Source organism: Candidatus Rokuibacteriota bacterium, from assembly GCA_016209385.1.
In the GTDB taxonomy this organism is placed as follows: Bacteria; Methylomirabilota; Methylomirabilia; order Rokubacteriales; family CSP1-6; genus JACQWB01.
Genome location: JACQWB010000053.1, coordinates 1 through 16848, shown reverse-complemented (window position 1 = coordinate 16848; position 16848 = coordinate 1). Strand labels below are relative to the sequence as shown.

The following is a 16848-nucleotide window of genomic DNA, read 5'->3' as shown; positions in this document are numbered from 1 at the left end:
CGCCTGCGGCTCGTCGGCAGCCCCTCGGCTCGAACCACCATTCCTGGGGGAGGCCTCGGAGGGGGCCCGGGTACCCGCGCCGAAGGCGCACCCACGGCACAGCCGTGGGTACCCGTCCCCCTCAGATTGTCCTAGGATGACATGATCGCCTGGCACGGGCGCGTGCCCCCAAACTCCGGGCAGCCGGAGATCGTCTTCGTCCACGGCGCCGCGAACTCCCGCGGCGTTTGGGCGCTCTGGGAGCGGTACTGCGAGACGGCAGGGTGGGCGACCTACGCGCTCGATCTCAGGGGCCACGGGGAGAGTACGTGGGCGGACCTCGCCACAGCGACGATGGACGACTACGTCCAGGACGTCCACGCCCTGGCCTCGCGGCTGGCCCGACCCCCGGTCCTGGTCGGCTGGAGCATGGGAGGGCTGGTGACGCTGATGTACGTTTCGCGGTATCCCGCCCGCGGAGCCGTGCTCCTGGGCCCGAGCCTTCCTGCCAACCTCCGGCAACGGGCCTCCCCGAGACCGCTCGAAGACGGCACCTACGGACCGGAGGTCTACGGGATCGTGGATAAGAACGCCCCTCGCCAGCCGACCATGCCCGATCTCACTCCCGAGGAGACGGGCATTGCCCTCCGGTCCCTTTCCCAGGAATCCACCCGCGCGCGGACCCAGCGCGAGCGGGGCATCGGGGTTCCGCCGGACCGGGTGTCCTGCCCGCTCATGGTCGTCGCGGGCACGCGGGACGACCTGTTCTCCCCGAGCACATGCCGGGCGTTCGCCGAGATGTACAACGCCAGCCCCATGGAATTCGAAGGGGCGTCCCATTGGGGCCTCGTGCTGAACGAGCGGGCGCTGGTCGCACGCTTCCCGGATGTCGCGCGATGGGTCGTCGCGCTCTACAATCACTAGCAGGCGCCGAAAACTCTTACTCGGATGCCCCGATCGTCCTCCTGCGCGCGGCCGAACCGCTCCGGGCGCGGGCTTGGCCCGCGCGACGTCGGGGGGGAGGTTCGTACGCCTAAGATGATCGCGGCCGCCTGTTCAGGGCTGGTTGGCGGGCGGGCTGGTGGAGGCTCGTTGGACTGGAAGGTGACCACGCCTCCCGCCAAGGCATTCGCGCAACAGCCCTTAGTCCGCCGCCTCTTCCTTCGTTTAATCGCGCATAGTTTAATAGCGCACAACGGTTATAATGTCTCATCATGATTCAACATCTGGCCATCGATCGGTTCAAGTCAATCCGAAGCCTGTCCATACCATGCAGGAAGGTAAACGTATTCATTGGTGAGCCAGACACCGGCAAGACGAACATTCTCGAAGCTCTTTATCTTCCATCCCGACTCGCGTGGGGACAGCCACTTGACAGCTTCCTGCGGCTGAATCCGCAGATTGGCTTTGAGGCTCTTTTCTACCAGCAGTTTCTAGACCAACCTTTCCAGATCCTGATGCGGCTTTCCCCATCCCGAAAGGGTATAGGAGATGAACTGGTCATCAGTGCAACCATTCAGGGTGAACAACGCAATCTGTATTTGCACATCCCAGGCGCAACTCCGTTTGCAGTCAGTTTCGGCCAGACCTCACATCTGCCCCATCTCGATTGGATTAGATGCTACGCCTATTCGACCTCAGAGCAATGGGCATATACGACGGGATTTCATCTCGGAACCAACGTCGTCGCGCCGCCGTGGGGGCACAACCTTCTATATATTGCGCGCCACGCGCAGAAGGTTAACAACTTTTTGAGAGACCTCATTTCCCCTCTCGGATGGAAACTGTTCTTCGATCAAACTCAAAAAACACTTCGGCTATTGCATTTACGGGGTGAACAGGTTTCGCTCTACAACCTTGATCTTTTGTCGGATAGCCTCAAGAGGCTGTTCTTTTACGGTTCGATCCTCCTTACGTCGCAGGAAGTGGTTCTGGTGTTCGACGAGCCCGATGTTTTTGCATTTCCCCCCTACCCGAAAACGCTGGGTGAAATGATTGCCGGTGACTCCTCAAATCAGTTTTTCTTGATAACGCACAATCCTTATTTTCTGTCAGCCATCGCGGAAAAAACCCCAGTTGACAACCTTGGCATATTCGTATGCTTCCGTGATCCCGAAGGAGCGACGTCCGTGAAGCTTCTCAGTTCGGAGCAGGTTTCCCGGATCATTGAGTTGGGCGCAAATGTATTCTTCAACCTGGACGAGCTGCTTACTTCGTGATCTTCGGCTATGAGTGCTACGCGGATGAGGATGTGTTTCTATTCCTGAAGGATCACCGCCGACTGAGGGTCCGGAAAAGTTCACAGTCTCAACTCTGGACAAGGCGAGGTGGTCAACGCGCTCGTGCAAGGCAAGATCCAGATCGGGTTGGTGGACGAAGATCCCCACAGTTCTCACCATAGAGGGCGCGACCAAATGCGCGTGGTACGGGCTACTAATGACGTGGAGGTGCGTGAACAGGATGGGCGATTTCTGCTGATCATAAAGCCGGACCTTGAAGAGTGCTTTCGGCGATGCATGGGCCGGGTCGGTCTCGAATCAAAGCTACCGGGGCGGGCCGACGAATTGAGGCGTGGGTTGGGGATTCCAGGCACGAGACTGCATCAGATCTTTCGTCAGGAATTGGACACGCTGTCTCAAGAATCTAGGCATCGGCGTATCCAGACTTTCGTTACTGACCTCGAGGACACCGTTCGCAACCTGCCCGATTGCTAGGCGCCGGCTGAACCCGGGGGACCCGATGGCGATCACGGTCTTCACGAACTGCTTCCTGATCGACTGCACCGGGCGGGGGCCGCTCGAAGGCGCTACTGTCGTCGTTGAGGACGACCGGATCGCCGATGTTCTCCCCACCGGCCGGATCGGGCCGCTCAAGGGCCTGGTCACGACGCTGGACCTCAAGGGCCAGACCCTGATGCCAGGCCTCGCCGACGCCCACGTCCACATCTGCGCCGTCGAGGCCAACATCGCTGAGCAGCACCGGCTCCTCCCGCCGAGCCTGATCGCGGCCAAGGCCCTCCGCCGGCTCGAGCAGGCGCTGATGCAGGGGTTCACGACGGTGCGGGACGCGGGCGGTGCTGACTGGGGCTTCCGTGAGGCCGTCGCCCAGGGCTTGGTGCCCGGTCCCCGGCTCCTGGTGAGCGGGCAGTACCTCTCCCAGACCGGCGGCCACGGCGACAAGCGCCGGCGCGCCGAGGTGATTCCGCCGATCGAGTGCTGCCTCGGGATGGTTGCCGCCATCGCCGATGGCCCCGACGAGGTCCGGAAGGCGGCCCGCGAGCAGATCCGCCGGGGAGTGGACCAGATCAAGATCATGGCCTCGGGCGGCGCCATGTCGCCTGCCGACGAGCTGGACACCACCCAGTACACGGTCGCCGAGCTCCAAGCGGCTGTGGAGGAGGCCCGCGCGGCGAACACCTACGTGCTTGCCCACGCCTACTCGGGCGCAGCGGTGCGGAACGCCGTGGAGGCGGGCGTGAGGTCGATCGAGCACGGGAACCTGATTGACGAGGCCGCCGCCCGCGCGCTGAAGGACGCCGGCGCATTCCTGGTCCCGACGATGATCACCTACGAGGCCATCTGGCGCGAGGGGAAGGCCTACGGCATCGGCGAGCACCAGCTCCAGAAGATCAACCTGGCGCGCGAGAAGAGCGTAGAGAGCGTGGCGCTGGCGCGCCGGCTCGGGCTCAAGATCGGCTCGGGCTCCGATCTCCTGGGCGACATGATGGCCTACCGGACCCACGAGCTGGAGCTGAAGGCCCAGGTGCTGACCCCGATGGAGGTCCTGGTCTCGGCCACCCGCACCAATGCCGAACTGTTCAGGATGGAGGACCGGATCGGGACCGTCGAGCCCGGCAAGTACGCCGACCTGCTGGTGGTCAGAGGCAACCCCGTGAAGGACCTCAGGCTCTTCCAGAACGCGGACAACCTGCTCCTGATCATGAAGGGCGGCCAGATCTACAAGCAGGTTCTCTAGGGAACCCGGAGGGGGGCTACGCCCCCCTTCCGGACCTCCCCCCCAAGGAACTTGCGCGGGCGAAGCCCGCGCTCGAAGGGTGTTACCCCGGCACGCCTCTAGCCCCTGTCGCCGGCCGGGCCCAGCCGCCCCAGCCCTCCAAAATTTCGCTTGACATCGTTCAATACTTCGATAAATTTGGAAACATGGAAGCCCTGAAGCCGCTCCCCCTGGCCAAGCTGGAAGCCAACACCACCCACGTCGAGGCCCTCAAGGCCCTGGCCCACCTGACCCGCCTCCAGGCGTTCTTCCTCCTGGTTCGCGCAAAGCGCGAGGTACCCGCGGGAGAGATCCAGGAGGCCCTGGAGGTGCCGGGGCCCACGCTCTCCCACCACCTGGACCTGCTCCGCCGCGCCGGGCTGATCCAGAGCCGCAAGGAGGAGCGGTACGTGTACTACTCGGTCAGGCGGGAGATGGTCTCGGAGTTGGTCCGGCTCCTGACCGCCTGCTGCTAGGCGTGTGTCGGAATGACGCCCTTCGAGCGCGGGCTTCGCCCGCGCAACCGAGTCCTGGGGGAGGCCTCGGAGGGGGCCCGGGTACCCACGCCGAGGGCGTGGGTGTCCCCCTCCGATTGACCTAGGCGATCCAGAGGCCCACCATGGGGATGCTCCTCGGCGAAACCCTGGGCCAGGTGGCCAGGCTCTTCGGGGAGGTCTGGCCTTACCTGCTGCTGAGCGTGCTGGTCGCCACGGCGCTCAAGCTGTACGCGGACCTCGGGAAGGTCGTCGTGGCAACGCTCTGGAGGGAATCAGACAAAAAGTATGATCCCCGACGGTGAGGAGAACATGAGCAACGAGGACATTAAGACGAAGGTGAGAGAGAAGTACGGGCAGGCCGCGCTGCGCGTCGTGAGCGGAGAGTCCTCGTGCTGCGGCAGCACGCCCTCGTGCAGCGACGGGAATCCCATCACCTCAGACCTCTACGCGCCCCACGAGACCGCCGGTCTCCCCGCCCAGGCGCTGGAAGCTTCGCTCGGCTGCGGCAACCCGGTAACGCTCGCCGAGCTCAGGCCCGGCGAGACCGTGCTCGACCTGGGCTCGGGAGGCGGGATCGACGTCCTCCTCTCGGCTAGGCGCGTGGGCCCCACCGGAAAGGCCTACGGCCTGGACATGACCGACGAGATGCTGGCCCTGGCTCGGGAGAACCAGGCGAAGGCTGGGGTCACCAACGCCGAGTTCCTCAAGGGCGAGATCGAGGCCATTCCCCTTCCCGACGCCTCCGTAGACGTCGTCATCTCCAACTGCGTCATCAACCTGTCGGCCGACAAGCGGCGCGTGATCGCCGAGGCCTTCCGTGTCCTCAGGGCGGGCGGTCGCTTCGCGGTCACCGACATCGTCGTCGACGGCGAGGTCCCGGACCTGGTCCGCAAGAGCATGGAGGCGTGGACCGGATGCCTCGCCGGAGCGCTGACGGAAGACGAGTACCGCGCACTGCTCGCCGAGGCCGGCTTCGAGGCTGTCCAGGTGGAGCCGATCAGGATCTACCGCGCCGACGACGCCCGCGCGATCCTCGAGGGCGACCCGTCGCTGCAGCAGGAGCTTGAGAGCCAGGGTGTGGGTTTAGCGGAGCTCCTGGCGCAGGCCGACGGGAAGTTCCGCAGTGCCTTCATCAGGGCCGTGAAGCTTGGCGGTCCGGGCCGATCGCGCGAGGCGGGAACTGGGGCGATAACGATCGGGCCCGCCACCCGCGACGATCTCCCGGCCATCGTGGCCCTGCTCACGCGAAGCGGGTTGCCCGAAGTCGGGTTGAGCGACCACCTGGCGACGACGCTGGTCGCGCGAGAGGGGGCGACGGTGGTCGGAAGTGCGGCGCTGGAGTTGTACGGCACCGCCGCCCTGCTCCGCTCAGTGGCGGTCGAACCGGCGCTCCGCAGGAGGAAGGTCGGGGAGGCCCTCGCGCGCGCCGCCCTGGAGCTGGCCCGGCGGCACCGGGTCGCGACGGTCTACCTGTTGACGGAGACCGCGGCGGGCTTCTTCTCCCGGCTCGGGTTCCGCGCCATCGCCCGCGCCGAGGTGCCCGAGCCCGTCCAGCAGTCAGCGCAGTTCGGCGCCAGCTGTTGTTCGAGCGCCCAGGTGATGGTGATCGCCCTCACGCCGGACGCGTAGTCGCTTGTCTCCGCCGCGCGCCACCGCGAGGATGTAGTCGACGAAGCGCGCCGTGGGGTCGAACCCCACGACCGCCGGGGCGTTGGCCACGAAGTTGGACGTGGCGTTCACGTCGTAGAAGTAGATCTCCCCGTCCTGGCGGCCCACCAGGTACTCGATTCCGCCGACGTCGATGGCCGCGGCATCGGCGAGGGCGATCGCGGCTTCGATCGCCCAGGCGGGCGGGTCCCATCGCGTGACGGAGAGCCCGGGGCGCTGGGTGGCGTCAGCCGGGCAGGCCGAGAGGTCGCTGCTGCCGCGGGCCTGAGCCTCGATCTGGCAGAGGTCGGCCGGGCAGAGGTTGAACGTGGCCAAGCCCTCACGGATGATCCGGATCGCGTAGAGGTATTCGCCTCCCATCACCTCGATCCTCACGATCGCTCCGTCCTCCGGCTCGACGTACTCCTGAACGAGCGCGACGCCGTCGGGCCCCAGGGTGAGCCCCTGGCCCAGCGCCTCCTCGAGGGCCTCGCGCGAATCCGCGCGAAGGATCCCTGCCCCCGAGCCTCCCACATTCGGCTTCACGAGAACCGGGAAGCGGAAGCCGTCGACCACCTTCGGAATCTGCGCCGGCTGACTGACCACGACGGCCTTCGGGTAGCGGAGCCCCAGGCGCTCGAAGAGGAGCGCCTGGAGGGCCTTCGACTTCTCCACCCGGTAGGCGGCGACCGGGTTGATCACCGGGATTCCCAGGGACTCGTAGTAGGCCAGGAGCGGTTCGGCGTAGAAGAGGACCGGGCCGTGGCCCCGGGTGTGAGAGGACGGGCTCGTCCGGTTCACGATCACCGAGTAGCGCGGCTCCCGGTCCGAAGGGGAGAAGGCGTGGGCGTGGTGCTCGATCTTCTCGAAGAGAACCTGGCGCAGCGCCAGCTCCGCGATCAGCCTTGTCGACCACTCTGGATGCTCGTCAAGAATTGCTATGGGCCGAAGGTGGTTAGAGCGCATTCAGGATTCCTCCTATTCTTGATCGAGTGTGTGAATAATAGCCTCGACCGACCCACGTGTCAAGCCAGGCTTGACCCTGTCCGAGCCGATCCCGTACGATCGTGGCAGTTCGAGCCGAGGGGCGACGGCCCTGCCGCAGGCAGGCCCGTCACGAGGCGAGACCCGAGTTAAATCTGGCGAGTCAATTTGAGGGGAGACAATGAGAGCCGGCCGACGGTTCCTCCAGATTCCCGGACCCACGCTCGTGCCCGAGCGCATCGTCCGCGCGATGGGGCAGTCCCTCATCGACCACCGGGGCCCCGCCTTCGCCGCCCTCGTGAAGGACTGCCTGGCGGGACTCAAGGGAATCTTCCAGACCGAGCGCGGGGAAATCGTGATCTACCCGGGCTCGGGAACGGGGGCGTGGGAGGCGTGCGTGGTGAACACGCTCTCGCCCGGCGATCGGGTCCTGGCGTGCGTCAACGGCCACTTCGCCACGGGCTTCGCTAGGACCGCCGCGGCGTACGGCGTCGAGGTCGAACGCCTCGAGCTCCCCTACGGCGCCGGCGTCCCCGCCGAGCAGGTCGAGGCGCGCCTCAGGACCGACGCTGCCCACCAGCTCCGCGCGGTCCTGGTCGTCCACAACGAGACCTCGACCGGTGTCACCTCGAACGTGGCGGCGATCCGCAAAGCCGTGGACGGGGCGCGCCACCCCGCGCTGCTTCTGGTGGACGTGGTCTCCTCGCTGGCGTCGATCGACTTCCGCTTCGACGAATGGGGCGTGGACGTCGCGCTCACGGGGCCCCAGAAGGGGCTCATGCTCCCTCCCGGCCTCGCCATCCTGGCGATCAGCGAGAAGGCGATCCAGGCTAGCGAAAAGGCCAGGTGCCCGCGGGCTTACTGGGACTGGCAGCCGGTGCTCGAGCGGAACAAGCGGGGCGAGTTCCCCTACACGCCCGCCACGGCGCTCCTCTTCGGCCTCAGGGAGTCCGTCGCCATGCTCAGCGAGGAAGGCCTGGCGAACGTCTTCAAGCGCCACGCCCGACTCGCCGAAGCGTGTCGGCGCGCCGTACGCGCGCTCGGGCTCGGGATCCTCTGCCAGAACCCGGCCGAATACTCCAACACGCTCACGGCGGTCGTCATGCCCGAGGGGATGGACTCCGACGCGTACATCGCCCATGCCAACCGGACGCTCGATCTCTCCCTCGGCGTGGGGCTCGGGGCCGCGAAGGGAAAGGTCTTCCGCATCGGTCACCTGGGAAGCCTGAACGAGCTCGAGCTGATCGGCGGCCTCGCCGGGGTCGAGCTCACGCTCAAGAGCTTCGGCGTTCCCGTGCGACTGGGGGCTGGGCTGGCCGCCGCCGAAGCGTACCTCGCCGACACCGCCGCGCGCGACTAGGCCGCGTGCCCGAGTAATGCCCTTCGAGCGCGGGCTTCGCCCGCGCAACCGATTCTCTGGGGGAGGCCTCGGAGGGGGCCCGGGTACCCGCGCCGAAGGCGTGGGTGTCCCCCTCCGATTGTCCTAGTGCCCTCCCTCTCCGCTCCGTGGGTCGGCGCGCTCGCCGCGCTGGGCTCCGCGCTCACCTGGGCCGTCATCAGCTTCCTCGTCCGAACCCTCTCCCCCGCCTTCAACTCCGTCACGCTCAACGCGGTCCGCACGACCGTCGGCGGCGGGCTCCTCCTGCTCTGGATCGCGCTGACCAGGGGCCTCGGCGAGCTGGCGGGAGTCTCGCCGCGAAACTTCGCCCTCCTCGCGGTCTCGATCGCGATCGCCACCGGGCTCGGCGACACGGTCTTCTTCGAGAGCACCCGCACCCTCGGCCTGGCGCGCGCCATGACGGTCTCGATGACCTACCCCCTGATCGCGGCCATCCTGGCGGCGGCGATCCTGGGGGAGCCGATCACGCTGCGCGTAGCGGCGGGCTCCCTGCTCACGCTCGGCGGCCTCGCCCTGATCGTCAGCGCGCGCGGACGCGAGAGCGCGGCCGAAGCGCGCTTCTGGCTCGGCTTCGCTACCGCGGCGCTGGCCGCCCTCGCCTGGGCGGTGTCCGTCATCCTGCTGAAAGCGCCGCTGGCGGAGCTGGACGCGACGACCGCACAGGCTGTCCGGCTCCCGGTCGCCGCGGCCCTGCTCTGGGCCACGCCCTGGACCAGAGGGGCAGCCGGTCAGCTGAGGCAGAGCGGCGCTCCCGTGATTCGGCGGATGGCCTGGCTCGGTGCGCTGACGGCAGCAAGCTCGGTGATGTTCGTGGCGGGCGTCAAGTACTCCGGCGTGGCCGTCGCCACCGTGCTCTCGTCGACCGCGCCCATGTTCGCGATCCCGCTCGGGCTCTTCCTCCTCGGCGAGCGCCTGGTGCCGGCCGCGCTCCTCGGCTCGATCCTCACCGTCGCCGGGATCGTCGTCCTCCAGCTCTGAAGCCCTGCCCTGCCTCACCCGCCCGGGAACCGTGCCCGGCGGGGCCGGGCCGCGGTTGATCCTCCCCCGGTGATGGGTTAGTATCCGGCTACCATGGCAATGTGGTTGGAGGCGCTCGCCGTCGGGACCTCGTTTCCGCCGTACCGCGTGAAGGCGACGCCACCGGCGGAGCCGGCCGAGAACAAGATCCACGACGACCGGGTCGCGCGCCAGCTCGGCTTCAAGGGTGGGCTCGTCCCCGGCGTCGTCGTGTACGCCTGGATGACGCACCCGGTGGTCGAGGCGCTCGGGCTCGAGTGGCTCGAGCGCGGCACTTTCTCCGTGCGCTTCGCGCGCCCCATCTACTACGGCGAACAGATCACGGCGAGCGCGAGCGTCGCCACCCGGACGGACGCTTCGGTCGCCATCGAGGTACGGGCGCTCAACGCCGCCGGCGACGCCTGCGCGAAGGCGAGCCTCGGGCTCGCCTTCGACGTTCCCCCGACCGCGCCCGATCTCGACGCGTATCCCGAAGCCCCGCTCCCGGCGACGCGGCCGCTGGCGACGCGCGCTCACCTCGAGAGCCTGGCGGTTCTGGGGACCCCGGAGCTCGCCCTCGACGACGCCGCAGCCCGCGACTTCCTCGCCCGCGTCGACGACTCGCTCCCCCTCTACGCGGGCGCCACCGCGCCGGCCCACCCGGCGCTCTACCTGGACCAGGCCAACCGCGCCGTGGACCGCAACGTGCGCGTGAGCCCCTGGATCCACGTGGAGAGCCACGGGCAACACCTGGGGCTCGCCCGAGTGGGTGAACGCCTTTCCACCCGCGGCAGGATCAAGGGGCTCTTCGAGCGAAAGGGGCACCAGTTCGTGGAGCTGGATCTCCTGCTCGTCGCCGCCGGCGCGCGCCCCGTGGCCTCGATCCGCCATGTCGCCATCTACCAGTTCCGCCAGCCCGCGTAGCCACCCCGGGAGCTGAGACGAGCGGCGCGCCTATGCGGTGTCCGCAGTGCCAGCACGAAAACCCCGAGGGATCCCGCTTTTGCAACCAGTGCGCCGCGAGCCTGGACGCGTCCGCGAGCGCGTGTAGCCATCCGAACCCGCCCGGCAGCCGGTTCTGCAACCGCTGCGGCCGGGCGATCCCCGCGGCCGCGGCGGCGAGCCGCTACGTCTCGCCGGATTCCTACACGCCCAAGCACCTCGCCGAAAAGATCCTCACGTCGCGCGGAGCCCTGGAGGGCGAACGCAAGCAGGTGACGGTCCTCTTCTGCGATCTCGCCAACTTCACCGGGATGAGCGAGAAGCTCGACCCGGAGGACCTCCACGAGCTGATGGACCGCGTCTTCGACGCGCTCCTGGCCGAGGTCCACCGCTACGAGGGGACGGTCAACCAGTTCACGGGGGACGGGATCATGGCCCTGTTCGGGGCGCCCCTGGCGCTCGAGGACCACGCGGCGCGAGCCGTCGAGGCCGCGCTGGCCATCCAGGACTCGATGGGGCGCGCGGCGCGGGAGTTCCTGCTCCGGTGGGGACAGAGCCCGGCCCTGCGGATCGGCGTCAACACCGGGCGCGTCGTGGTGGGAAAGATCGGCGACGACCTCCGGATGGACTACACGGCCCAGGGCGACACCGTGAACCTGGCGGCCCGCCTCCAGGCCCTCGCCGCCCCGGCCACGGTCGCCATCAGCGAGAGCACGCACCAGCTCGTCGCCGGGTACTTCGACTGCGTCTCGCTCGGCCAGCACACCGTCAAGGGCAAGTCCGTGCCGGTCGAGGTCTTCCGCCCCGCGCGAAAGAAGACGCCGAGGTCGCGGCTCGCGATCGCCTCCGAGGCGGGCCTCTCGCCCTTCGTCGGCCGGGACGCCGAGATGCAGGCCCTCACCGAGGCGATGAGCGCCGCGCGGGGCGGCGAGGGGCGGGCCGTCACCGTGCTGGGCGAGGCGGGCATCGGCAAGTCGCGCTTCCTCTTCGAATTCAGGAAACGGATCGAGCCGGGTACGGCGAGCTGGATCGAGGGTCACTGCGTGGCCTACGGGCTCTCGACCCCGTATCTCCCGGTCATCGCCATCCTGCGCAGCGTCCTCGACCTGGCCGACGACGAAGCGGAGGCCGACGCCGAGTCCAGGGTCCGGGCGCGCCTCCAGGCCCTCGGCCCCGAGTTCGAGCCGCTCGCACCGCCGCTCCTGTACTTCCTGTCGATCGGGAAGCCGGACCCCGACGTGGCCGACATGCCCGCCCAGGAGCGGAAGGGGTACATGCTGGAGACCATCGCGCGCTACATCGAAGGGGTCTCCCGCCGGATGCCGCACGTGCTGGTCTTTGAGGATTGCCAGTGGCTCGACACCGCGTCCGAGGAGCTGATCACGTTCCTGGGCGACCGCCTCGCGCGCTGGCCTGTCCTGGTCATCCTGAGCTCGCGCCCCGGCTCCCACCTGCCGCTGTCGCCGGGCCCGCTCACGACCCGGATCGTCCTCCACCCGCTCAGGCCCGACGAGCGACAGGCTCTGGCCTGGAGCGTCCTCCGTGACCGCCCGGTCCAGCCCGAGCTGGTGGCCACCGTCGTCGAGAAGACGGGCGGCAACCCGCTCTTCATCGAGGAGGTCACCCGGTCGTTGCTGGACGCCGACCTGAGCCGGGGCGCCGACGCCCTGCGGATCCCGCCGACGATCGCGGATGTGCTGGCCGCGCGGATCGATCGCCTGCCCGAGCTGCTCAAGTCCAGCCTCCAGGTCGCGGCCGTGATCGGCCGCGAGTTCAGCCAGCGGCTCCTGGGCCAGGTCAGCGACCGCCCGGAGAGCGTCCCCGAGGCCCTCGTCAAGCTCGTCGAGGCCGAGATGATCGTCGAGAAGGCCGGGGGCGAGCCGACCTACACGTTCCGGCACACCCTCGCCCAGGAGGTCGCCTACGAGGGTCTGCTGATCCAGCGGCGCCGGCGGTTGCACCGGCGCATCGGCCAGGCGATCGAACAGCTCCACGCGGACCGGCCCGTCGAGCACGTGGAGCGCCTCGCCCACCACTTCCTCCAGGGTGAAGAGTGGGAGAAAGCTGTTCCGTACCTGCGCCAGGCGGGCGCCAAGGCGGCGGCGCTCTGCGCCAACACGGAGGCCGTCACGTTCCTCCAGCGGGCCCTCCAGGCGCTCGAGCGAATGGCCGACAGCCCGGAGCGCACGCGGCACGCCATCGACCTCCGCCTCGACCTTCGCCCCCCGCTCCTCCAGCTCGGCCGCCTCCAGGAGGTGCTCGCCCTCTCCCAGGAAGCCGAAGGCATGGCCGAGCGTCTCGGGGACGAGCCGCGCCTGGCGCGCGTCTACGCCTACCTGATCAACTACCACTATCTCAAAGGCGAGCCGGACCTGGCCCTCGAGTACGGCGAGCGCTGCCTCACGCTCGGTGAGGCGAGCGGCGATCTGGCGCTCCAGGCGCTCTCCCGCCAGTACATCGGCCACAGCTACCACGCCCAGGGCCGTTACCGACGGGCGGAAGGGATCCTCCGCCAGAACATCGAGGCGCTCGAAGCCACCTCCGGGGGCGACGGGGTGGCGCGCGCCACCACATCCTACATCTCGTCATGCGGGTGGCTCGCCTTCACGCTGGCCGAGCTGGGCGAGTTCGACCTCGCCCACGCCTACACCGAGCGGGCGCAGCAGGCCGCCGATGCGAGCGGTCACGCCTACAGCCAGGCGATCGCCTGGACTCTCGCCGGCCTCGTCTGGGCGCGGCGCGGCCATCTCGACCAGGCCCTGCCGCCCCTGGAGCGGAGCCTGGAGATCTGCACCAAGAAGTACCTCGCCGTCTGGCGCCCCATCCCCTCGTCCCTGCTCGGGCTGGCCCTCGTCCTCCTCGGTCGGTTGGACGAGGGGCTCCGCCTCCTGGAGGACGGGGTCGCGCTCACCGAGGACCTCGGCGTGAAGGCCTACCTCGCCCTCTGGACGGGCCAGCTCGGGGAGGGGCTCCTGGCCGCCGGACAGGTCGAGCGCGCCCTCGCCGTGGCCCAGCGGGCGCTCGAGCTGGCGCTCGAGCACAAGGAGCGTGGCCATCGGGCCTGGGCGCTCAGGCTCCTCGGGCAGGCGCGGCAGCGCCTCGAGGCTCCGCCCTGCAGGCTGGCCCAGGAGCATTACGCCGAAGCGATGGACCTCGCGACCGAGCTCGAGATGCGGCCGCTCTTCGCGCGGTGCACCCACGAGCTGGGACAGCTCTTACTCCGAACGGGGGACCGGACGAGCGCGGCCGACTGCCTCAGCCGGGGGGCGGCGATGCTCCGGGAAATGGATCTGCGGCTGGAGCCGGCGAAGACCGGGGACGATCTCCAGATCTAGCCGAATGCTGAATAAAGTCAGCTCGCGTCCCCGAACCTTCAACGCGCCCCTGGCTGAGGCGTCCCGAGCGCGGGCTTGGCCCGCGCAATGAACTCGGGCCTCGCCTCGGGGCGGGCCTGCCTCACGGCATGGCCGACGCCCCTCGGCTCGGACAACGGGGGAGGTATCGGAAGGGGCGGGTACCCGCGCCGGGTACCCGCGTAGCGGGTGCGCGCGCCAGCGCGGGGGGTCGGCGTGGGTGGCCGCCTTCCGAGGTGTCTAGCGCCTCGGCTGAGGCGCCGGCCTCAGAGAACCCCGACGCGGTTTCGGCCGAGCCGCTTGGCCTCGTACAGCGCCTTGTCGGCCGCCGAAATCAGGTCCGCGCCCGACGCTCCGTCCTCCGGCAGGCCGGCCACGCCCAGGCTCAGCGTGAGGGCGCCGTGGGGAAAGCTGTGCCCCTCGACGACCACCCGGATGCGCTCTGCATACGCCGCGGCCCCCGCCTTCGGCGTGTCCACGAGGAGGACCGCGAACTCGTCTCCGCCGTAGCGGGTGATCACCGTGAAGCTCCGGGAGCTTCTCAGCAGCAGCTGGGACACTCCCTTGAGAGCCTCGTCCCCCGCGCCGTGGCCGAACTGGTCGTTGATCTCCTTGAAGTGGTCCAGGTCGATGAGGACGAGTGAGACCGGCTGGCGGAACCGCGCGTGGCGCCTGATCTCCTCTTCCATGCGGAGCATGAAATGGCGCCGGTTGTAGACCCCGGTCAGGCCGTCCTTGAACGAGAGGTCCTCGAGCTGGGCGTTGCGGATGGCGACGGCCGCCTGGGAGGCGAGCGCGCGCACCAGGTCCGCGTACTCCGGATCGAACGGGACCGGCGTGTTCGTCTCGTCGAGGGCGTTGATGAGCTCGAGAACCCCGAGGACATTCCCGGCCGGGTCCTTGAGCGGGACGACGATCATCGAGTGGGCCTGGTAGCCCGTCTTGACGTCGAAGTCACGGTTGAAGGTGTAGGGCACGTCCGGCGGGATCGCGTAGCAGTCCGGGAGGTTCAGCACCTCCCCGGTGAGGGCGACGTAGCCGGCCAGGCTGGTCTCGCTCATCGGGAGCGGCTCGGCCTCGAACAGCCGCTGCATCTCGCGCTCGCCGAGCTTCCGGGCCATCGGATCGTTCTGGACGACGGCGAACCGGAGCTGGTCCCCCTCGCGGAGGAAGAGGGTGCCGGCCTCGGCGCGGGTGAAGCGCCGCGCCTCCCGCAGGATCCGCTCGAGGAGGAGCGAGAGGTCCCGCTCGCTCGTCAGGTCGATCCCGATCTGGATGAGCTCTCTCAGGAGCTGGACGACATCCATCGCCCGGCCCATCGCCTCACCGCTCCGGCTGCGGCAGCGCGAGGAAAGCCTCCAGGGCCTCGCGCATCTCCGCGGGAACCGCCGCGAACTCCACTCCCGCCCCGACCTCCTCACCGGTCCGCTGGGCCCGCCGCACCCACCCCTCGAGCGCGAACGGCGTGGGCGGCTCGGGCAGCGTGAACACGAGCCGGACCAACTCCCCGACCGAGAGGGCCAGCGGCGTGGCAAGAGCGCACCCCCCGGCGCTCACGTCCATGATCGTCCCTTTCCCCGCCTCGCCGGACCCGCGACCGATCTCCACGGGGATGGAGGTCGGCCTGCGCGGATAGCGCCTGAGCGTGAGGCCTTCCAGATCAAGAGCTTCCTCCAGGGCCTTGATGTAGCCCTTCTGCCATTCCATGGCGCCCATATCCGGGTCGCCGTAACGCCGCAGCTCGTCCAGACCCGTTCGAGCGCGAACCAGCTTGGCCAGGACAGCTTCGCGCAGGGGAGTCACCGCTTGCCCGTCCCTCCTGAGCCCGTCGACACCTTCGCGGTGCGCGGAACGCCGCGACTCTACGGCTTTCCTGGAGCCCCGTCAAGGGGGGACATGTCCGCTGCGGCGGGCGAGCCAACTCCCGTTTCAGTCTACCACCCCGACGAAGCGGCCGCCCGCGCCCCGGCGTGGTTGATCGGCTGCCGTCGATCGGCTAGGATGCGCCCGACAGCGCGAGGAGGGGACAACACACCTGGGAGCGTGGCGGGGCAAAACCTTTCGAGCGCGCACCCGCGCCGAAGGCGTGAGAGGCCCCCTCCGACTGATCTACAGGAGAGTGAGATGGGAAGACTCGGCCACTGGCTCATCGGCGTGATGGCAGGCGGCGTCCTGCCAAGCGCGGTCTGGGCTCAGGAGCGCGTGCCGGACTGGGGCTGGGGGATGCACCCGATATGGTGGATGTGGGGCGCCTGGGGGATCGGCATGATGCTGGTCATGCTCGCCTTCTGGGTCCTCGTCATCGTCGGCATCGTCCTCGGCATCCGCTGGCTCGTGGGAGCCGGACGCGCCTCGGGTCCCGACCGGGCCGTCGAGATCCTCCGCGAGCGCTACGCCCGAGGGGAGATCAGCCGGGAGGAATTCGAGGCGCGCAAGCGAGACCTCGTGTGAGCCCGGGCGACCGTCCCGTCGCCGACCCGGACCTCAGTGTTGACGCGCTATCCTCAGAGCGATTAGAGTCAGTTCAGCCTTCATAGAGAGCCCTGCCGATGCGCCACGCCCTCGAAGGGATCAAGGTCCTCGACCTCACCGGCTACATCGCCGGCTCCTACGCCGCGATGATGCTCGGAGACCTGGGCGCCGAGGTCGTCAAGGTCGAGCCGCCCGAGGGCGATCCCTTCCGCGAGCTCCAGGGTTTCTTCGGCTGGAACCGCGGCAAGCGCTCCATCGCGCTGAACCTCAAAGAGCCCAAAGGCCGCGAGGTCGTGCTGAAGCTGGCTGCCCGGAGCGACGTCGTGATGGAGAACTTCCGCCCGAGCGTCGCGGACCGGCTGGGCGTGGGCTACGAGGCGCTGTCGCGCGTCAACCCGCGGATCATCTACTGCGCGGTGACGGCCTTCGGCCAGGACGGCCCGTACAAGGACCGCCCCGGCTTCGATCCCCTGCTCCAGGCCATGAGCGGGCTCATGGTGCTTCAGGGCGGCGACGGCCCGCCCCAGTATCTCCGCATCGCCCTCACCGACTACTACGCCGCGGCCCTCGCTGCTCAGGGCATCCT

Annotated in this window: 15 protein-coding genes; 12 read left to right on the top strand and 3 right to left on the bottom strand. The window is 68.5% G+C overall.

Annotated elements, in window-relative coordinates; all coding sequences use genetic code 11:
• The first annotated feature begins 141 nt into the window (after positions 1 to 141).
• The 6 genes from HY726_03905 to arsM all read left to right on the top strand — a co-directional run bounded on the left by HY726_03905 (position 142) and on the right by arsM (position 6098).
• The gene (locus HY726_03905) at positions 142 to 903 is read left to right on the top strand and encodes an alpha/beta fold hydrolase (GenBank protein ID MBI4608134.1); all 762 of its coding nucleotides are present in this window, start codon (positions 142 to 144) and stop codon (positions 901 to 903) included.
• 290 nt (positions 904 to 1193) lie between these two features.
• A complete protein-coding gene (locus HY726_03900; protein MBI4608133.1) occupies positions 1194 to 2198 on the top strand; it encodes an AAA family ATPase in 1005 nt (334 codons plus the stop codon).
• Positions 2199 to 2718: 520 nt separating this feature from the next.
• Positions 2719 to 3954, top strand: a complete 1236-nt coding sequence (locus HY726_03895; protein MBI4608132.1) for an amidohydrolase family protein — start codon at positions 2719 to 2721, stop codon at positions 3952 to 3954.
• A 185-nt stretch (positions 3955 to 4139) separates the two neighbouring features.
• Entirely contained in the window at positions 4140 to 4448 is a 309-nt protein-coding gene (locus HY726_03890; GenBank protein MBI4608131.1) for a winged helix-turn-helix transcriptional regulator, read from the top strand.
• Between the two features lie 143 nt (positions 4449 to 4591).
• Positions 4592 to 4771 (top strand): hypothetical protein, encoded by a 180-nt coding sequence (locus tag HY726_03885; protein ID MBI4608130.1) that lies wholly within the window; start codon positions 4592 to 4594, stop codon positions 4769 to 4771.
• A 7-nt stretch (positions 4772 to 4778) separates the two neighbouring features.
• On the top strand, positions 4779 to 6098 hold the full coding sequence (gene arsM, locus HY726_03880) for an arsenite methyltransferase (GenBank protein MBI4608129.1): 1320 nt from the start codon (positions 4779 to 4781) through the stop codon (positions 6096 to 6098).
• On the opposite strand, the gene HY726_03875 is transcribed toward arsM, so the two are convergent.
• Positions 6027 to 7082, bottom strand: coding sequence for a hypothetical protein (locus HY726_03875; protein MBI4608128.1), 1056 nt, complete (start codon positions 7080 to 7082; stop codon positions 6027 to 6029). The genes arsM and HY726_03875 overlap by 72 nt on opposite strands.
• A 199-nt stretch (positions 7083 to 7281) precedes the next feature.
• On the opposite strand from HY726_03875, the gene HY726_03870 reads away from it, so the two are divergent.
• The 4 genes from HY726_03870 to HY726_03855 all read left to right on the top strand — a co-directional run bounded on the left by HY726_03870 (position 7282) and on the right by HY726_03855 (position 13772).
• A complete protein-coding gene (locus HY726_03870; protein ID MBI4608127.1) occupies positions 7282 to 8460 on the top strand; it encodes an aminotransferase class V-fold PLP-dependent enzyme in 1179 nt (392 codons plus the stop codon).
• 126 nt (positions 8461 to 8586) lie between these two features.
• On the top strand, positions 8587 to 9477 hold the full coding sequence (locus HY726_03865; GenBank protein ID MBI4608126.1) for a DMT family transporter: 891 nt from the start codon (positions 8587 to 8589) through the stop codon (positions 9475 to 9477).
• Positions 9478 to 9570: 93 nt separating this feature from the next.
• Entirely contained in the window at positions 9571 to 10419 is an 849-nt protein-coding gene (locus HY726_03860) for a MaoC family dehydratase (protein MBI4608125.1), read from the top strand.
• Between the two features lie 32 nt (positions 10420 to 10451).
• The gene (locus HY726_03855; protein MBI4608124.1) at positions 10452 to 13772 is read left to right on the top strand and encodes an AAA family ATPase; all 3321 of its coding nucleotides are present in this window, start codon (positions 10452 to 10454) and stop codon (positions 13770 to 13772) included.
• Between the two features lie 284 nt (positions 13773 to 14056).
• Here the strand turns inward: HY726_03855 and HY726_03850 are convergent, their stop codons facing one another.
• Entirely contained in the window at positions 14057 to 15109 is a 1053-nt protein-coding gene (locus HY726_03850) for a sensor domain-containing diguanylate cyclase (GenBank protein ID MBI4608123.1), read from the bottom strand.
• Between the two features lie 4 nt (positions 15110 to 15113).
• The gene (locus HY726_03845) at positions 15114 to 15593 is read right to left on the bottom strand and encodes a PilZ domain-containing protein (protein MBI4608122.1); all 480 of its coding nucleotides are present in this window, start codon (positions 15591 to 15593) and stop codon (positions 15114 to 15116) included.
• A 474-nt stretch (positions 15594 to 16067) separates the two neighbouring features.
• Here HY726_03845 and HY726_03840 point away from each other — a divergent pair, with 474 nt between their 5' ends.
• Together HY726_03840 and HY726_03835 are read left to right on the top strand one after the other, a co-directional pair.
• Positions 16068 to 16241, top strand: coding sequence for an SHOCT domain-containing protein (locus tag HY726_03840; GenBank protein MBI4608121.1), 174 nt, complete (start codon positions 16068 to 16070; stop codon positions 16239 to 16241).
• A gap of 98 nt (positions 16242 to 16339) precedes the next feature.
• A partial coding sequence (locus tag HY726_03835; protein MBI4608120.1) for a CoA transferase occupies positions 16340 to 16848 on the top strand: 509 nt, incomplete at its 3' end.